The 16,661-nt window shown below is 70.6% G+C and carries 15 protein-coding genes; 8 read left to right on the top strand and 7 right to left on the bottom strand.

Annotated elements, in window-relative coordinates:
- Positions 1-10: 10 nt before the first annotated feature.
- The 4 genes from gmk (at position 11) to metK (ending at position 3,715) form a co-directional block, all read left to right on the top strand.
- Complete coding sequence (gene gmk / locus AB5J49_RS08560) at positions 11-568, top strand: guanylate kinase (RefSeq protein ID WP_062722557.1); 558 nt, start codon at positions 11-13, stop codon at positions 566-568.
- A gap of 84 nt (positions 569-652) precedes the next feature.
- Entirely contained in the window at positions 653-925 is a 273-nt protein-coding gene (gene rpoZ, locus AB5J49_RS08555; protein WP_003988945.1) for a DNA-directed RNA polymerase subunit omega, read from the top strand.
- Between the two features lie 139 nt (positions 926-1,064).
- Positions 1,065-2,267, top strand: a complete 1,203-nt coding sequence (gene coaBC / locus AB5J49_RS08550) for a bifunctional phosphopantothenoylcysteine decarboxylase/phosphopantothenate--cysteine ligase CoaBC (RefSeq protein WP_369167922.1) — start codon at positions 1,065-1,067, stop codon at positions 2,265-2,267.
- Positions 2,268-2,506: 239 nt separating this feature from the next.
- Complete coding sequence (gene metK / locus AB5J49_RS08545) at positions 2,507-3,715, top strand: methionine adenosyltransferase (RefSeq protein ID WP_369167920.1); 1,209 nt, start codon at positions 2,507-2,509, stop codon at positions 3,713-3,715.
- Positions 3,716-3,802: 87 nt separating this feature from the next.
- Here metK and AB5J49_RS08540 read toward each other — a convergent pair whose 3' ends face one another.
- From AB5J49_RS08540 to AB5J49_RS08525, 4 genes are read right to left on the bottom strand one after another with little or no spacing between them, the layout of a single operon-like run.
- On the bottom strand, positions 3,803-4,885 hold the full coding sequence (locus AB5J49_RS08540) for a hypothetical protein (RefSeq protein ID WP_369167919.1): 1,083 nt from the start codon (positions 4,883-4,885) through the stop codon (positions 3,803-3,805).
- Positions 4,882-6,855, bottom strand: coding sequence for a hypothetical protein (locus AB5J49_RS08535; RefSeq protein WP_369167918.1), 1,974 nt, complete (start codon positions 6,853-6,855; stop codon positions 4,882-4,884). The genes AB5J49_RS08540 and AB5J49_RS08535 overlap by 4 nt, the downstream gene beginning before the upstream one ends.
- Positions 6,852-7,559, bottom strand: a complete 708-nt coding sequence (locus tag AB5J49_RS08530) for a toll/interleukin-1 receptor domain-containing protein (protein WP_369167917.1) — start codon at positions 7,557-7,559, stop codon at positions 6,852-6,854. The genes AB5J49_RS08535 and AB5J49_RS08530 overlap by 4 nt, the downstream gene beginning before the upstream one ends.
- Positions 7,560-7,600: 41 nt before the next feature.
- Positions 7,601-8,902: a helix-turn-helix domain-containing protein gene (locus tag AB5J49_RS08525; RefSeq protein ID WP_369167916.1), complete on the bottom strand. Its 1,302-nt coding sequence runs from the start codon at positions 8,900-8,902 to the stop codon at positions 7,601-7,603.
- Positions 8,903-9,242: 340 nt separating this feature from the next.
- Between AB5J49_RS08525 and AB5J49_RS08520 the strand changes: the two genes are divergently transcribed.
- Positions 9,243-11,399 carry a primosomal protein N' gene (locus AB5J49_RS08520; RefSeq protein ID WP_369167915.1) on the top strand — a complete coding sequence of 719 codons (2,157 nt, stop codon included), beginning with the start codon at positions 9,243-9,245 and terminating at the stop codon, positions 11,397-11,399.
- Positions 11,400-11,550: 151 nt separating this feature from the next.
- On the opposite strand, the gene AB5J49_RS08515 is transcribed toward AB5J49_RS08520, so the two are convergent.
- Positions 11,551-12,093 carry a hypothetical protein gene (locus AB5J49_RS08515; RefSeq protein ID WP_369167913.1) on the bottom strand — a complete coding sequence of 181 codons (543 nt, stop codon included), beginning with the start codon at positions 12,091-12,093 and terminating at the stop codon, positions 11,551-11,553.
- Between the two features lie 353 nt (positions 12,094-12,446).
- Between AB5J49_RS08515 and fmt the strand changes: the two genes are divergently transcribed.
- The 3 genes from fmt to AB5J49_RS08500 all read left to right on the top strand — a co-directional run bounded on the left by fmt (position 12,447) and on the right by AB5J49_RS08500 (position 15,623).
- Positions 12,447-13,379, top strand: coding sequence for a methionyl-tRNA formyltransferase (gene fmt, locus AB5J49_RS08510; RefSeq protein WP_369167912.1), 933 nt, complete (start codon positions 12,447-12,449; stop codon positions 13,377-13,379).
- A gap of 141 nt (positions 13,380-13,520) precedes the next feature.
- Positions 13,521-14,951 carry an RsmB/NOP family class I SAM-dependent RNA methyltransferase gene (locus AB5J49_RS08505; RefSeq protein ID WP_369167911.1) on the top strand — a complete coding sequence of 477 codons (1,431 nt, stop codon included), beginning with the start codon at positions 13,521-13,523 and terminating at the stop codon, positions 14,949-14,951.
- A gap of 384 nt (positions 14,952-15,335) precedes the next feature.
- Positions 15,336-15,623 (top strand): transposase, encoded by a 288-nt coding sequence (locus tag AB5J49_RS08500; RefSeq protein ID WP_369167910.1) that lies wholly within the window; start codon positions 15,336-15,338, stop codon positions 15,621-15,623.
- 221 nt (positions 15,624-15,844) lie between these two features.
- Here the strand turns inward: AB5J49_RS08500 and AB5J49_RS08495 are convergent, their stop codons facing one another.
- Together AB5J49_RS08495 and AB5J49_RS08490 are read right to left on the bottom strand one after the other, a co-directional pair.
- Positions 15,845-16,165, bottom strand: a complete 321-nt coding sequence (locus tag AB5J49_RS08495; protein WP_369167909.1) for a transcriptional regulator — start codon at positions 16,163-16,165, stop codon at positions 15,845-15,847.
- Positions 16,162-16,653 carry a hypothetical protein gene (locus AB5J49_RS08490; protein WP_369167908.1) on the bottom strand — a complete coding sequence of 164 codons (492 nt, stop codon included), beginning with the start codon at positions 16,651-16,653 and terminating at the stop codon, positions 16,162-16,164. Before AB5J49_RS08490 ends, AB5J49_RS08495 begins: the two co-directional genes overlap by 4 nt.
- Between the last annotated feature and the right edge of the window lie 8 nt (positions 16,654-16,661).

The following is a 16,661-nucleotide window of genomic DNA, read 5'->3' as shown; positions in this document are numbered from 1 at the left end:
TAATCGCTGCATGAGTGAACGTCCGCGACTGACCGTGCTCTCCGGCCCCTCCGGGGTCGGCAAGAGCACGGTCGTCGCCCATATGCGCAAGGAACACCCCGAGGTCTGGCTCTCGGTGTCGGCGACGACCCGCAAGCCCCGTCCTGGCGAGCGGCACGGAGTCCACTACTTCTTCGTCACGGACGACGAGATGGACAAGCTGATCGCCAACGGCGAGCTGCTGGAGTGGGCCGAGTTCGCCGGCAACCGCTACGGCACGCCGCGTGCGGCTGTGCTGGAGCGGCTGGAGGCGGGTGAGCCGGTGCTCCTGGAGATCGACCTCCAGGGCGCCCGGCAGGTCCGCGAGTCCATGGCCGAGGCCCAGTTGGTGTTCCTGGCTCCTCCCTCCTGGGAGGAGCTCGTGCGCAGACTCACCGGACGTGGCACCGAGCCGCCCGAGGTGATCGAGCGCCGCCTGGACGCGGCGAAGGTCGAGCTGGCGGCCGAGCCGGAGTTCGATGTGACCTTGGTCAACACCTCCGTCGAGGACGTGGCGCGCGAGCTGCTAGCCTTGATGGACGTTGTGTGATCGTGATTGATCGTTGAAGCTTGGCCGTTTCGCTCAAGCTTGATCATTCATACTGAATCTTTCCCATCCATCGGAAGGTAGAGCGTGTCCTCTTCCATCTCCGCGCCCGAGGGCATCATCAACCCGCCGATCGACGAGCTCCTCGAGGCCACCGACTCGAAGTACAGCCTCGTGATCTACGCGGCCAAGCGGGCCCGCCAGATCAATGCGTACTACTCGCAGCTCGGCGAGGGCCTCCTCGAGTACGTCGGTCCGCTCGTCGACACCCACGTCCACGAGAAGCCGCTCTCGATCGCCCTGCGCGAGATCAACGCGGGTCTGCTGACGTCCGAGGCCGTCGAGGGCCCGGCGCAGTAAGTAGTATTTTCAGCTTTGAGCTGGCTTTTCCACAGGCCCGGCAGCGTGACTGTCGGGCCTGTGGTCTGCTCGGGGGCGCGTGGGGCGTCCCCCGCTGTGATGCAGCATGGAGTCGTCGGTTCAACGAGTGGGAGGCCCGGTGGACAAGCCCAAGGTCGTTCTGGGGGTCAGCGGCGGCATCGCCGCGTACAAGGCCTGTGAGCTGCTGCGCAGGCTCACCGAGTCCGGGCATGACGTCCGGGTCGTGCCCACCGCCTCCGCGCTGCACTTCGTCGGCGCCGCCACCTGGTCCGCCCTGTCCGGCCATCGCGTCTCGACGGAGGTCTGGGACGACGTCCACGAGGTTCCGCACGTCCGCATCGGCCAGCAGGCCGACCTGGTGGTCGTCGCCCCGGCCACGGCCGACACGCTCGCCAAGGCCGCGCACGGCCTCGCCGACGACCTGCTGACCAACACCCTGCTCACCGCCCGCTGCCCGGTCGTCTTCGCGCCCGCGATGCACACGGAGATGTGGGAGCACCCGGCCACGCAGGAGAACGTGGCGACGCTGCGCCGCCGCGGCGCGATCGTCATCGAGCCCGCCGTCGGCCGGCTCACCGGCGTCGACACGGGCAAGGGCCGACTGCCCGACCCCGCGGAGATCTTCGAGGTCTGTCGCCGGGTCCTGGCCCGGGGCGCCACCGAGTCGGACCTCAAGGGCCGGCACGTCGTCGTGAGCGCCGGCGGCACCCGCGAGCCCCTCGACCCGGTCCGCTTCCTCGGCAACCGCTCCTCCGGCAAGCAGGGCTACGCCCTGGCCCGCACCGCCGCCGCCCGGGGCGCCCGCGTCACGCTGCTCGCGGCGAACACCGGGTTGCCCGACCCGGCGGGCGTGGACGTCGTGCAGGTCGGCACGGCCGTACAGCTGCGGGAAGCCGTCCTCAGGGCGGTCGCGGACGCCGACGCGGTGGTGATGGCGGCCGCCGTCGCGGACTTCCGCCCGCAGACGTACGCCGCCGGAAAGATCAAGAAGAAGGACGGCCAGGATCCGGAACCCATCGTTCTGGTGCGGAATCCGGACATCCTCGCGGAGATCTCGACCGACCGCGCCCGCCCCGGTCAGGTCATCGTCGGCTTCGCCGCCGAGACGGACGACGTCATGGCCAACGGCCGCAAGAAGCTGGAGCGCAAGGGGTGTGACCTGCTGGTGGTGAACGAGGTGGGCGAGCGCAAGACCTTCGGCTCGGAGGAGAACGAGGCGGTCGTTCTGGGCGCCGACGGCAGCGAGACCCCCGTACCGCACGGCCCCAAGGAAGACCTGGCCGAAACTGTGTGGGACCTGGTGGCGCGACGACTGGGGTGATTGTTTGATGCCCTGCGTGCTTCGGCCGAGCCGTGCTCGATTCGGGTGTGGCGCCCCTGGCCAAGGGCATGTGGCATTGGGCAGAATGCCCGTGCCGCAGGTCACAGGGCTCCCGAGAGGCGAGACAGGGGGTCCGCGGCCGAGCGCGACAGATAAACTGTTCTCGGACGACGCCGGGCGCAGCCCCCGTCCCGTCCGCCAATGATCAGCCAGCAGCCGCTGCAACCACAGGGAGCGTTGTGTCCCGTCGCCTGTTCACCTCGGAGTCCGTGACCGAGGGTCATCCCGACAAGATCGCTGACCAGATCAGCGACACCATTCTCGACGCGCTTCTGCGTGAAGACCCGACCTCTCGGGTCGCCGTCGAGACCCTGATCACGACCGGTCTGGTGCACGTGGCCGGAGAGGTCACGACCAAGACGTACGCGGACATCGCGACGCTGGTCCGCAACAAGATCCTCGAGATCGGCTACGACTCCTCGAAGAAGGGTTTCGACGGCGCCTCCTGCGGTGTCTCCGTCTCGATCGGCGCACAGTCGCCGGACATCGCCCAGGGCGTGGACACGGCGTACGAGTCCCGGGTCGAGGGGGACGAAGACGAACTGGACCGCCAGGGCGCCGGTGACCAGGGCCTGATGTTCGGCTACGCGACGGACGAGACGCCGACGCTGATGCCGCTGCCGATCTTCCTGGCGCACCGCCTGTCCAAGCGCCTCTCCGAGGTCCGCAAGAACGGCACGATCCCCTACCTGCGCCCCGACGGCAAGACGCAGGTCACCATCGAGTACGACGGCGACAAGGCGGTCCGCCTGGACACGGTCGTGGTCTCCTCGCAGCACGCGAGCGACATCGACCTGGACTCGCTCCTCGCCCCCGACATCCGGGAGTTCGTGGTCGAGCCGGAGCTCAAGGCTCTCCTCGACGACGGCATCAAGCTGGACACCGAGAACTACCGCCTCCTGGTCAACCCCACCGGCCGCTTCGAGATCGGCGGTCCGATGGGTGACGCGGGCCTGACCGGCCGGAAGATCATCATCGACACGTACGGCGGCATGGCCCGCCACGGTGGCGGTGCCTTCTCGGGCAAGGACCCGTCCAAGGTGGACCGTTCGGCCGCGTACGCGATGCGCTGGGTCGCCAAGAACGTCGTCGCCGCGGGCCTTGCCGCGCGCTGCGAGGTCCAGGTGGCGTACGCGATCGGCAAGGCCGAGCCCGTCGGTCTGTTCATCGAGACCTTCGGCACGGCCAAGATCGAAACCGAGAAGATCGAGAAGGCTATCGACGAGGTCTTCGACCTGCGCCCGGCCGCGATCATCCGTGACCTGGACCTGCTGCGCCCGATCTACGCCCAGACCGCGGCCTACGGCCACTTCGGCCGTGAGCTGCCGGAGTTCACGTGGGAGCGGACGGACCGGGTGGAGGCGCTGAAGAAGGCTGTAGGGCTGTAAGGCCTGATCCCAGGCTTGTGCGAGGCCCGGTTCCTGCGGGAACCGGGCCTCGTTCGTGTTTCCCGGGCGTGTTTCCCGGGTGTGGGCCTACTCCTCGGTGACAGGCCCGCGGTCCGTCGCAGGGGCGTCCGGATCGTCTGCGCCCGCGTCTTCATCCCCGTCCCGGCCCTGGCCTTCGGCTTCGCTCTCGTCGGGTGGGGCGAACCTTTTGCGGATCTCCTCGGCCGCCTCCGCGTCCTTTTCCTTGATGGCGACAGCCACCTGATCGGCGACCATCATGCAGTCGTCGGCGCCGGGTTTGAAGCCCAGCCCTTGCATGAAGTCGGTGAACAGTTCGGCCGGACCGCGTGGTGTCTGCGCCGCGGGAGTCTCAGGGAAGGCGTCCGGGACGAGATGCCGGAAGGGCTCGGCGACCTGCTCGTTGTTGGCGGCCGAGGTGAGCTGCGCGAGCAGCCCGATGTCCTCGACGGTCTTCTCCACCTGGTCGTCGTTCTTGGCCAGCCACCAGACCACGGCACGTCCCGTGTCACGCAGGACGTCGTCGCCCAGATAGGCACGACGGCTCTTCTCCCACTTGCGTTCGTGCTCCCACAGCTCCTCGTCCTTGCGGATGGCGGCGAGACGGTCCAGCCGGTTCTGGTCCTCTGCGGAGAGCCGGAGTACGACCTCCAGGGCCATCGCCCGGATGTGCCCGCTGCGGTCGGGATACATCTCGGCCAGCGCACCGCTCAGTTCGTGTTGTGCGAGGGAGCTGCGGAAGGGATCGCAGGCAGCGGTGATGTTCCGGGCGCGGGCGAGGACGGCTTCCACCGCCAGCCCTCCGTGGTGGATCCCGGTCTCCTGGGCGTAGGGCTTCTCGGGACACCAGCGGATGGTCGCGGACAGGAGGAAGTCGTAGTCTTCCAGCGAACTCGGCAGGGCGACGTCCTTCACGGCCAGCTCGCGACGCTCCACCTCCGGCACCGGCGGGGCCGTCACGGTGTCGGGGAACAGCTTCCCCCGGTTCACTCGCGACGCCGCGGTCGTGGCCCCTGCCCAGGATGCTCCCAGGAGGACGACGGCGACGGGCCAGGCCCAGATCGGCCAGGACACGTACAGACCGAGGATCAGAACGAGCATCGAGCTGATCAGCATGAGAAAGACGGAAACGGTCTTCTGACCGGAGCTCATGACTGTGGACCCTCCTGAGACGTGGACCGCGGTGCCGAATCTGCGCGCTGCGCCTCGTGGATCCTGGACAGGAGGAGGCCGGCCTGTTCGGCGGAGAGGGAGGCACGGGCCGTGGCGTAGACCTGGCGGAGAGCGGGGTAACTGCCGGCGGTGGCGTCGACCAGCACATTCAGGGCGTGGTGGACGAGATCCGGGTCGTCGGAGCTGTTCGCGGCCCTGATCCACTGCTTGACACACGGCGACCAGATCGCGCTGTCGGTGTGCCGGAACACGGCCGTCCAGCACCCCGTGAGCCAGTCCCGGGTCACGGGGTTGCGGAGGAAGGAGTGCGCGGGCCAGGTCGGTACGGCGACGAGGTCGAGGAACAGCTGGGCGTCGAATTCCTTGTGCCTGAGGTTGGCGGGGGAGAAGAGAGACAGACGGTAGAGGAGATAGAGCTGGAGCCGTAGGTCCTGTGCGACGTATTCCAGCAGGACGCCGCGGGCCCTGGGTTCGCGGAGCGGTTCTCGGCGGGCCAGGTGGTGCAGTCGGACGACGGCCTGTTCCGGGTAGTGGATCGAAACGACCCTGGCGCACACCGCGATCAGGACAAGGCGAAGTCCGGCCGTGATCGGGCGAGTCGACCATTTGTAGATCTGCGTGCGGAAGTCCTGGCTGGTGTCCTCGTTCTGAACACCCCAGCTGAGCAACTCCGCGGCGGCACGCACGTACGTCGCCGTCACCCTGCTGTGTCGTTTCGCCGTCCAGGCCGAGGCGGCACGGAACAGCTCCTCCTGGTCCGTGGCCAGGCACAGCTCCGCGAATCGGACGACGAGCCGCCTGTGGTCGATGTCGGGGAGCTGCGGCAGGTCGAGCACCTGGTCCACCCACTGCCGCAACGGGGCGCGAAGGTCCGGCATGTTCAGCCAGAAGTGGCGGCGCACGGCATGGTCGTAGCGGAGCTTCTCGAAGTGCACACAGGCCGCGTCGTCACGGGTCGCGCCGACCTTGTGCAGGCGCTCGGTGAGCCCCTTGTGTTCGAGGAGCGGGCGGTCGTCCTGCGGGATGTCGAGGAGTTTCTGGAGGAGTGCCGTGGCCCGGTGGACGACATCGGCGGGTGCGCCGTGCAGCATGGCGACGGTCAGCAGCAGGGCCCGCTGGGAACCCTTCCGCAGTCCCGGCACGAAGGAGTCGACCTCCTCGGCCCGGGCGGTCTGCGCCGCGATCGCCAGGTCGCACCAGTCCATGAAGGTGCTGCCCGGACGCAGCGCCTTGCGCGCCTCCAGGATGAGATCGGCCAGCCGTGCCAGCTCACGCATGGGCGGGTGGATGGCCAGATACTCGTGCAGCGCGGGTGGAGCCGGCCGGGGACGGCCGACGGTGACGCCGTGCGCGCGCAGATGGGAGGCCACCACTTCCAACTCGTCGGGACGGTTGACCGGCCTGCGGTATCCGGTGAAGTCCGGACTCAACTGGTCGGCATACGGATGCGGGAGCACGACGGCCAGGTACGCCCGCTTGTCCGCGAGGATCTTGTGAAAGCCGAGGAGTCTGTCGTGGTACTGCTTCCACAGGTCTTGGTTCTCCGCCGACAGGTCCAGCAGCATGCGGTCCTCCTCCCCGACGAGGCCTGGGGAGAGGATCTCCGGTGATCTTCCCTCCTTGACGGTGGCGATCTCGTGGTAGATCCCCGTGCCGCGCGGCAGTTCACGCAGGAGGACGCGGGCCGCGGAAGTCCTGCCGTTTCCGGGGGCGCCGTCGAGGAAGACGATGTTGTGCTCTGCCAGGGTGTCGTAGGCGTCGTTGAGGTCGTCGGGACGGGCGAACCGCCGTTGGAGGCGGCGCAGTTGCTGTTCGGCCACCTGTCGGGGAGAGGCGGGCGTCGGAGAGGCGGCCTGCTCGATGCGGATGTTGTACTGGTCGCCGCTTATGTTCGTCGTTCCCGGTTCTGCCGGTTCGTCGTCCGGTGGGCCGGGGGCATCGGCCGTCACTTGCCGTCCTCGGCCGGCGGGGTGGCGCCGAAGCTCTGGCGGATGCCGTCGTGATTGTCTCCCGCCACATAGTTGGCGCCGGTTCCGTTCTGGTGGACGGTGTGGTGGCTGTGACGCGATGCGTCGGGGCCGATGTGGACGGTGCTGCCCGTGACCTGACCTGTGTGCACCACCCATGAGTTGTGGAGATCGCCCGTGCTGTTGCCGGTCGCCGCAGGCGCGTCCGGCTGGTGGGCCGTGCGGTCGGCGGCGGCGAGTGCGGGGACGAGGTCCGCGAGTGCGTCGCCGATGTGTTTCAGGTCGCGTTCGTCGGTCTGGTGGTCGTAGCGGAGGGTCTGGCAGTCGGTGAGCCACAGAAGACTGTCGGGCAGGTCGCGCTTGGCCGGCCGTTCGGTGCGTCGGCCGATGAGCACGGGGACGACCCGGATGTCGTGGCGGAAGGCTTCCAGGATCTCCTTGGTGACCCAGTCCTCGTCGGTGCCGAGCGTGGGCTTGTCCAGCCAGCGGTCGCCGATGAGGGCGAGGAGGACGGAGCTGGTGCGCACATTGCTGATCAGGTCGCTGTCGAACAGGTCACCGGGCGCGATCGAGCGGCTGGCCCGGTAGACGTGGTCGTCGCCGAAGCGGGTGCGCAGCGCGTTGTCGAGGGTCGTCGCGGCCTGTTCGCCGTCGCCGGTGCGGTAGTTGATGAAGATTTCGGGCATGGCGGAATGGCCTCTCTGCCTGAGGGACGGGAGTGCGCCGGTCAGAGCTCCGGCGGGGTGAGGGAAGCGGCGAGCGGGGCCGCGACGGCCTGGTAGGCGGGACGGTGCGGGTGGCGGGCCAGGACGCGGGCAAGGCGGCGCAGGTCGGTCGCGACGGTCTCGGAGCCCACGCAGGCCGTGTTCCGCAGCAGGTGACCGGTCAGCTCACAGGCGTGATCGATCTCGCCGGACAGGGCGTGGGCGAGGGCGCGCCGGGCGCCGTAGCGGGCGTGGTTGCGCAGGGCGTGCGCGGGAATGCGGGCACATTCGACGTCGAGGATCTCGGCCGCCTGCCGAGGCCGGCCGAGATCCACCAGGCACCAGCCCGTCACCAGGGAAACCGGGTCGCTCAGGTGGGCCGTGCCGAGAACGGGGGCGTCGGGCTCAGAAGTCCCGGCGGCGGCCCGGCCGAAGAGGTCGCGGGCTCGGTCGAGATGGCGCATGCAGGCGTCGTGGTCGCCACCCAGGGCATGCCCCTGGGCCACACGTTGTGCCGCCAGGGCGCGGATGCGAGGCGGCAGACCGCCGCTCAGGGCGCCTTCGGCCAGGTGGACGGTGTCAGTGGCCTGTCCCTGGTAGTAAGTGATCAGCGCGTGACGGACCAGGGAGTAGGACGCCAGCTGATCGTCGCCCGCCGATCCGGCGAGGTCCACGGCATGGCTGGTCCAGCGTGCGGCCGCTGCTTCGTCGCCCGCCTCCTGCGCCATCCACCCGGTGTACTCCGCGAAGCGTGCCGCCAGGTTCAGCAGGCGAGGGCCGCTGCGGCCGCCCGTCCGTGCGGCCAACGACCGCAGCGCGCTCGTCTGTTCGGCCAGCGTCGGCAGCAGGGCTCTCGGTGACGACATCTGGCCGATGCGCCGGTACTGGTCGAAGAGGGCGCGGTAAGCGTCCAGCAGAGGCTGGTCGGAGGGGTCGGGGTGAGGGGGTGCGGCGGCTCCGATACCGAACACGGACATGGCCCCGGCGGCCATGAGCTGCCGGCGGGAAGGCGGCGGCCAAGGAGTGTCGCCGGGCTGTTCGGGCGGTGTCTCGCGCATGACTCCTGCCTGGTCGGGGACGGGGAGCTGTCCGGTACGACGGCGGCGGGCACGCCTGGGGGCGAGGGTCTCGAGCGTGCCGCCGGTGTCGAGCACCACGTCGCACAGACGGGCGAATTCGAGAGTCGCTCGCTGCTGCCCCGTCTCGATCTTGCTGATCTGCCCTTTGCTGTAGTGCACCGAGGAAGCGAACCGCGCCAGTGTGAGCCCGGCGGCCAACCGCAGGCGGCGCAGTTCGGCGCCGAACACAGGTGACTGCTCCAGCATGTGATCCCCCCTCATGCCGACGCAGCGGATGCGCTGGGCCGTCCGGCGTCGCGATTCAGCGTCCGCCGGGCGAGCGGTCCGGGCAAGGCTGTCGGCGGAGTTTCCCGTTTCCAGTTCTGATACCGGCGGAGATCGGACTCAAGCCTCGATGGCCGGTTCGGGCCGAATCGCGGATCGGAAATGGCCGACAGGGCGGGCTTGCGGCTTCGAGCGCTCGAGATCTTGGGGCAGCCGACGCCGGCGCGGTGCGAGGGGCACGGGTACGCGCGTGTACGTGATCCGGGACCGGCTGATCCCGGGCCGGCGTCGGTTGTCAGTGGCGTTTGGTAAGAATGCAAGCGTGAGCAGCGAGAACGGGCAGACGGGTGGTGGGGCCGACGGGGCGCCGCCCGAGCAGCTTGCGCTCATTCGGGAGAGCGTGCGCAAGGCCAAGGTGCCCAAGGCCAAGCCGCGGACGTGGCGGGGGGCCGCGCTGGCCAAGGAGCTGCCGGTGGCGCGGGTCCTGGTCGACAAGGGTGTGCTGCATCTTGATCGGTACTTCGATTACGCCGTGCCGGAGGAGCTCGATGCCGATGCGCAGCCCGGGGTGCGGGTGCGGGTGCGGTTCGGGGCCGGGCGGCACCGGGTGCGGGAGGGGCGGCGCGAGGGCGGGGGGCTCATTGACGGGTTCCTGGTCGAGCGGGTGGCCGAGTCCGACTACTCCGGGCCCCTTGCGGCGCTCGCGCAGGTCGTTTCGCCCGAGCGGGTGTTGAGCGAGGAGCTGCTGGGGCTCGCGCGGGCGGTTGCCGATCGGTATGCCGGAGGGCTTGCCGATGTGTTGCAGCTGGCCGTGCCGCCACGCAGTGCGCGGGCCGAGCAGCGGCCTTCACCGGAGCCGCTTGCGGCTCCCGGCAGGCCCGAGCCGGGGTCCTGGGGGCGGTATGAGCGGGGGGCCGTCTTTTTGGAGGCGCTGGCCTCTGGGGGCGCGCCGCGGGCCGTGTGGAATGCGCTGCCCGGGCCCGAGTGGAGTGAGGAGCTGGCCCGGGCCGTCGTCGCGACGCTGGCTTCCGGGCGTGGGGCGCTGGTCGTCCTGCCGGACGGCCGGGCCGTCGCGCGGGTCGATGCCGCTCTGACGGCGCTGATGGGGGCGGGACGGCATGCGGTGCTGACCGCCGATGCCGGGCCCGAGAAGCGGTATCGGGAGTGGCTCGCGGTGCGGCGGGGGGCCGTGCGGGCGGTCGTGGGGACTCGGGCCGCCATGTTCGCTCCGGTGCAGGACCTCGGGCTGGTCGCGCTGTGGGACGACGGTGACGACAGCCACAGTGAGCAGCATGCCCCGCAGCCTCATGCGCGTGAAGTGCTGTTGCTTCGGGCCGCGCAGGACAAGTGTGGGTTTCTGCTGGGGAGTTGGAGCTGCACCGTCGAGGCCGCCCAGCTGGTGGAGAGCGGCTGGGCCCGGCCGCTCGTCGCCGGGCGGGAGCGGGTGCGGGGCATGGCTCCGCTCGTGCGGACCGTGGGCGACACGGACCTTGCGCGGGACGAGGCCGCTCGAGCCGCTCGGCTGCCGACCCTCGCCTGGCAGGCGGTGAGGGAGGGGCTGCGGCAGGGGCCGGTCCTTGTACAGGTGCCTCGGCGCGGGTACGTGCCGCGGATGGCCTGTGCCAACTGCCGGGCGCCGGCTCGGTGCCGGCACTGTTCCGGGCCCCTGGAGGCGCAGGGCTCGGAGACCGATCTGCGGTGTGGGTGGTGCGGGCGTGAGGAGGGGGGCTGGCACTGTCCGGAGTGCGGGGGGTTCCGGTTGCGAGCCCAGGTGGTGGGGGCGCGGCGGACCGCCGAGGAGCTGGGGCGGGCCTTTCCCGCCGTTCCGGTGCGGACCTCCGGGCGTGAGCATGTGCTGGACACCGTGCCGGGCACGCCCTCGCTGGTCGTGAGCACGCCGGGGGCCGAGCCCGTCGCCGAGGGCGGCTATGCGGCGGCCCTGCTGCTGGACGGCTGGGCCATGCTCGGGCGGCCCGATCTACGGGCGGGGGAGGACGCGCTGCGCCGCTGGATCGCGGCTGCCTCGCTGGTACGGCCGCAGAGTGCCGGGGGGACGGTGGTCGTCGTCGCCGAGCCCACGCTGCGACCTGTGCAGGCGCTGGTGCGGTGGGATCCGGTCGGGCACGCGGTGCGGGAGCTTGCAGAGCGGGCCGAGCTGGGGTTTCCGCCGGTGTCCCGGATGGCTGCCGTGGCCGGGCCGGGCGAGGCGGTCGCCGAGTTCCTCCGTACGGCCGAACTGCCGCCGGGTGCCGAGGTGTTGGGGCCCGTACCGCTGCCCGTCCCGGCGGCGGGGCGGCCACGGCGCGTGGGGGCGCCGCCGCCCGGGGAGCACTGGGACCAGGCGTTGATCCGGGTGCCGCCTGGGAGTGGCGCTGCGTTGGCGTCCGCGTTGAAGGCCGCGCAGGCGGCGCGGATGGCGCGGGGAGGCGGGGACGTGCCCGCGGTGCGGGTCCGGATTGATCCGCCCGATATTGGCTGACCCTGCTGGTGGCTGGTGGCTGTGGCTGGTGTTGCCTGCCGGCGCGCGGTTGTCCGGGCTTGCGGGCTTCGTGCCCGTCCGGCCGGCCTGCGTCGTCCCGGCATACCGCTGCCCTCCCGGTTGCGTTCCAGGAGGGCAGAGTGAGGCGGCGTCAGCCGTTGCGCGGGCCGGGAAACGCCGTGGGCCGGGCCTCGTCGCGGAGGGCGGGGCTGCCGGCCGTCGGCTGGGTCGGCATGGAGCGGGCCGCGGGGACCGTCGGCACCGGAGGGAGGGCGGTGGCGACATTGACCGTCCGGGACCCCGAAGGCTCGGTCGCTCGCTCGTTCTCCGCCGCCGACTGGGCGGCGGCGCGGCGGGCGCCGTAGCGGCGGTGGACCGCCTGCTTGGTGACGCCGAGGGCGGAACCCACCGCGTCCCAGGAGAAGCCGAGTGAGCGGTCGAAGTCCACGGCTGCCGTGACCAGGGTTTCGACGCTGTCCCGCAGCTCCTGGGCGAGGCGGACCGTCGGGGCGGGGGCGCGTCCGTAGACGACGAAGCCCGTGGAGGGGCCGGAGCGGCGCGGGCGGTAGACGTTGCCCAGCTGGGCGGTGAGCGTGCGCAGTGCGTCCACCTGCCGGCGGACCCGCTCGATGTCCCGCACCAGCAAGTGCAGGCTGGCCCGAGCCTGGGCGTCGTGGGTTGCGTGGTCGGCCATGAACAAGCCTCTCGAACCGGCGTGAAAAGGAGAGGGCCGCGCATACGGCGCGTGCGGCCCGTTGTGGTCAACTCTTTCTTGACCAACGCGGCAGCGCTCCGCGGGTCACGCAGTAGGGGCGTGTGGGCATATGCCTACGCCCCCGGACGGGGGTGGCGCGCCTCGGCCCCCGGACTCGGATGTGTGCCTGACCTCGCACCACACGTTCCAGTTGGCCGAGATGCCGGCCTCTCCCGAGGGGCGCGCAGGGGGCGCATTCGTTCCCGGTGCTGCCGACGTGAGCCCCTGCGCTCCGCCCCCATAGACTTGTGTGTTGCCCCGACCAACCCCGCCCGAGAGGCCCGTACCCACCCATGAAGCTTGTCTTCGCCGGTACCCCCGAGGTCGCCGTTCCCGCTCTGGACGCTCTGATCGCCTCCGGGCGGCACGAGGTGGCCGCCGTTGTCACGCGGCCCGACGCGCCGGCCGGGCGTGGGCGCAGGCTGGTGGCGAGTCCGGTGGCCGAGCGGGCCGTGGAGGCCGGGATCGAGGTGCTCAGGCCCGCCAAGCCGCGCGACCCCGAGTTCCTCGAGCGGCTCAGGGAGATCGCGCCCGACTGCTGTCCGGTCGTCGCCTACGGCGCACTGCTGCCGCGCGTCGCCCTCGACATCCCGGCCCACGGCTGGGTCAACCTGCACTTCTCGCTGCTGCCGGCCTGGCGTGGGGCCGCGCCCGTGCAGCACGCCATCATGGCGGGCGACGAGATCACCGGGGCCTCCACCTTCCTCATCGAGGAAGGGCTCGACTCCGGGCCCGTCTACGGCACCGTCACCGAGGAGGTCCGGGCCACCGACACCAGCGGCGACCTGCTGACCCGCCTTGCCTTCGCGGGCGCCGGGCTGCTCGCCGCGACCATGGACGGGATCGAGGACGGCACGCTGAAGGCCGTACCGCAGCCGTCCGAGGGGATCACCCTCGCACCCAAGGTCAACGTCGAGGACGCCCACATCGACTGGAGCGCTCCCTCCCTGCGGGTCGACCGTGTCGTGCGCGGCTGCACCCCTGCCCCGGGGGCCTGGACCGTCTTCCGCGGCGAGCGGCTCAAGCTCATCCACGTGCAGCCGGTGCCCGGGCGGGACGACCTCGCCCCCGGTGAACTCTCCGTCGGGAAGAACAACGTGTACGTCGGGACCGGGTCGTACGCCGTCGAGTTGCTGTGGGTGCAGGCTCAGGGCAAGAAGCCGATGCGGGCCGCGGACTGGGCGCGGGGCGTGCGGATCGGGGACGGGGAGAGCCTCGGTGCCTGACCGCGGTGCCTGACGGCCGGGCCTGACCGAGCGGACCTGACCGACGGGATGGCCTCGGGGGCGTAACCAGCCGTACGCCGGGCTGACGGTGCGACGTAGGCTGGTCGTACATCTCATCCAGCAATCCGGAGCACCTTTTTCGTGAGCGACACCTCCCGTCGGCCCAGCAAACCCGGCAAGCCCTACCGACGGCCCAAGAAGGACCCCGTCCGCGTTCTCGCCTTCGAGGCGCTGCGTGCCGTGGACGAGCGGGACGCGTATGCCAACCTCGTGCTGCCGCCGTTGCTGCGGAAGGCGCGGGAGAAGGGCGACTTCGACGGGCGGGACGCCGCGCTCGCCACCGAGCTCGTGTACGGGACGCTGCGCCGGCAGGGGACGTATGACGCGGTCATCTCCGCGTGTGTGGACCGGCCGCTGCGTGAGGTCGACCCGCCGGTGCTCGACGTGCTCAGCCTGGGTGTGCATCAGCTGCTCGGGACGCGGATTCCGCCGCATGCCGCCGTGTCCGCGTCCGTGGAGCTCGCGCGGGTCGTTCTCGGTGACGGGCGGGCCAAGTTCGTCAACGCCGTGCTGCGGAAAGTCGCGCAGGACGATCTCGACGGGTGGATCCAGCGGGTCGCTCCGCCTTACGACGAGGATCCCGAGGACCATCTCTCCGTCGTGCACTCGCATCCGCGCTGGGTCGTCTCGGCGCTGTGGGACTCACTCGGTGGCGGGCGGGCCGGGATCGAGCGGTTGCTGGAGGCCGACAACGAGCGGCCCGAGGTGACGCTGGTCGCCCGGCCCGGGCGGGCCACGACCGAGGAGCTGCTCGGTGAGGAGGCCGCCGTGCCGGGGCGTTGGTCGCCGTATGCCGTGCGGCTGGCCGAGGGTGGGGAGCCCGGCGCGATCGAGGCCGTACGGGAAGGGCGTGCGGGGGTGCAGGACGAGGGGAGTCAGCTGGTTGCCCTTGCCCTTGCCAACGCTCCCCTCGACGGGCCCGATGAGCGGTGGCTCGACGGGTGTGCCGGGCCCGGCGGCAAGGCGGCACTGCTCGGGGCGTTGGCCGCCGAGCGGGGGGCCATGCTGCTCGCCTCCGAGAAGCAGCCGCATCGGGCGGGGCTCGTGGCCAAGGCTCTGGAGGGCAATCCGGGGCCGTATCAGGTCATCGCTGCGGATGGGACGCGGCCGGCGTGGCGGGACGGGATTTTTGACCGGGTGCTGATGGATGTTCCGTGCACCGGGCTGGGGGCGTTGCGGCGGCGGCCGGAGGCGCGGTGGCGGCGGCGGCCGGAGGACCTGGAGGGGTTCGCGCCTCTGCAGCGGGGCTTGTTGCAGGCCGCACTTGATTCTGTGCGGGTGGGTGGGGTTGTCGGGTACGCCACGTGTTCGCCGCATCTTGCTGAGACGCGGGCGGTTGTCGATGACGTGTTGAAGCAGCGGGCTGATGGTGAGCTGATCGATGCTCGGGCGCTGTTCGCCGGGGTGCCGGAGTTGGGGGAGGGGCCTGATGTGCAGTTGTGGCCTCATCTGCATGGGACGGATGCGATGTATTTGGCGTTGATTCGGAAGGTGGGCCAGGTAGCCAGGTAGCCAGGTAGCCACGTGGGTCGGGTGGTTCAGGTGGGCTGAGGCGGGGCGTACGGCGCGGCTTCGGTTGTTCGTCGGCCGGTGGTGGTGCGGGCCTGGCTGTTTGCGCCCCCGCCGCCCCTACCCGTCCCACCCCCAGGGGCGCTGCCCCTTCGACCCCGTCAGGGGCTCTGCCCCTGGGCCCCGCTGGGGCTGCCGGCCCAGACCCCGCTTCGGCCCTTGAGAGGCCATCAACGTCGACTCCACCGTCGGACGTGCTCGCCATCACGCCGCGGGCGCACCGAAGGGCCCGCCGCCCGCACCGCCGGGCTCCTCAAAAGAGGCCCCACGAAGATCGGTTCAGCACCTGTCGGCGGTGGTATTCGGCGCGGCCTGCTGGAGAGGGTGGTGCAGCCGGCGAAGCCCTCCCGCCGGTCCCGCGGCGGACTGACCACCAAGATCCATGTGGCCGCGGAAGGCCACTGCCGCCCCCTGGCCCTGCTCATCACCCCAGGTCAGCGGGGCGGGTGCAGCCAGTTCGAGCCGGTCATGGACAAGATCCGAGTTCCCCGCACCGGACTCGGACGTCCCCGGCGCACGCCGGACAGCGTCGGCGTCGACAGGGCGTACAGCAACCTCAAGATCCTCGCGTACCTCCGCAAGCGTGGCATCCGGCACGTGATTCCGGAGACGTAGAGACCACAAGGCCGCCCGTATGCGCCGGGGTTCACGCGGCGGACGGCCTCCGGGCTTCGACGAAGAGCGGTACAAAGATCGCCACGCGGTGGAGCGGGCCATCGGAAAGCTGAAGCAGTTCAGCACCGTGGCTATCCGCTATGAACGAACGCGGATACGTCCACCTCGGCAAGGTCACCGCTGCCGCGCTCCTCATCTGGTTCCGATGGGTCCGATCGTGATCAGACAGCCGGATCCGACGGCCCCACGATCGCCCGCAGCGCCGCAAGGTGCCCCCGGTAGGCATCCCGGCCTCGCCGGGTCAGGTGGAGCCATACGCGCTGCCGGGTGTCGCGGACGGCCTTGCGCTGCCCGACGTAGTCGGCGTCCATCAGTACGGTGACGTGCTTGCTCAGTACGGAGGCGGAGAGGGCGAGTTGCTTTTGGACCAGGCCGAACTCCGCCTCGCCCGCGGTGTCCAGGAGGGCGCAGATGCGCAGCCGGTTCGGGGCGTGGATGGTGGTGTCGAAACCCTCCAGAGGGTCGTGGTTCTCGGCGCTCACGCGGTCTTCCGGTGCAGGCGGACGAAGGCGAGGTGGAAGCCGACGGACGCGGCGGCATTGATCAGCGAGGCCGCGATCAGCCACGCCGGCCATCCGGTGACGCGGAATGCGAACGCCGTCCCCACCAGCAGCACGGGCAGGCCGACCGCGAGCGGCACGGTCGCCCGCTTCGGCAGCACGTCCAACCGCAGTGCCACCCCGGTCTTGTTGCGCCAAGCCTTGGCCGCGACGGCGAAGAGCGCCCCGTACACCGCGGTGATCGCCAGCATGATGCCCATCCAGGCGGGGCGCGGCAGTAGCCAGTCCGAGTCGGCCATGACGCCTCCGTAGGTGATCGGGAGCGCGGCAGCGTAGAGCGTAAGCGTGATGAAGAACCAGTTCGGCCATGGTGTGGCCGACAGTGCTGCGGCGGAGGCCCGGACGTGCTCGGTGTCGGCCAGTGCGGAACGGGCCTGCTCCGGCGTCAGTCGTACCCCGTTAGTTTCCATAACGGAAA

This window comes from Streptomyces sp. R28 (assembly GCF_041052385.1).
GTDB lineage: Bacteria > Actinomycetota > Actinomycetes > Streptomycetales > Streptomycetaceae > Streptomyces.
The sequence above is the reverse complement of the archived record's forward strand: the minus strand, read 5'-3'. Positions and strand labels throughout refer to the sequence as shown.

Excerpts from the sequence above, each read along its gene's own strand:
- gmk (WP_062722557.1), top strand. The coding sequence starts at position 11 with ATGAGTGAACGTCCGCGACTGACCGTGCTCTCCGGCCCCTCCGGGGTC.
- AB5J49_RS08540 (WP_369167919.1), bottom strand. The coding sequence starts at position 4,885 with ATGAGCTCCGGTCAGAAGACCGTTTCCGTCTTTCTCATGCTGATCAGC.
- AB5J49_RS08530 (WP_369167917.1), bottom strand. The coding sequence starts at position 7,559 with ATGCCCGAAATCTTCATCAACTACCGCACCGGCGACGGCGAACAGGCC.
- AB5J49_RS08525 (WP_369167916.1), bottom strand. The coding sequence starts at position 8,902 with ATGCTGGAGCAGTCACCTGTGTTCGGCGCCGAACTGCGCCGCCTGCGG.
- AB5J49_RS08515 (WP_369167913.1), bottom strand. The coding sequence starts at position 12,093 with ATGGCCGACCACGCAACCCACGACGCCCAGGCTCGGGCCAGCCTGCAC.
- fmt (WP_369167912.1), top strand. The coding sequence starts at position 12,447 with ATGAAGCTTGTCTTCGCCGGTACCCCCGAGGTCGCCGTTCCCGCTCTG.
- AB5J49_RS08490 (WP_369167908.1), bottom strand. The coding sequence starts at position 16,653 with ATGGAAACTAACGGGGTACGACTGACGCCGGAGCAGGCCCGTTCCGCA.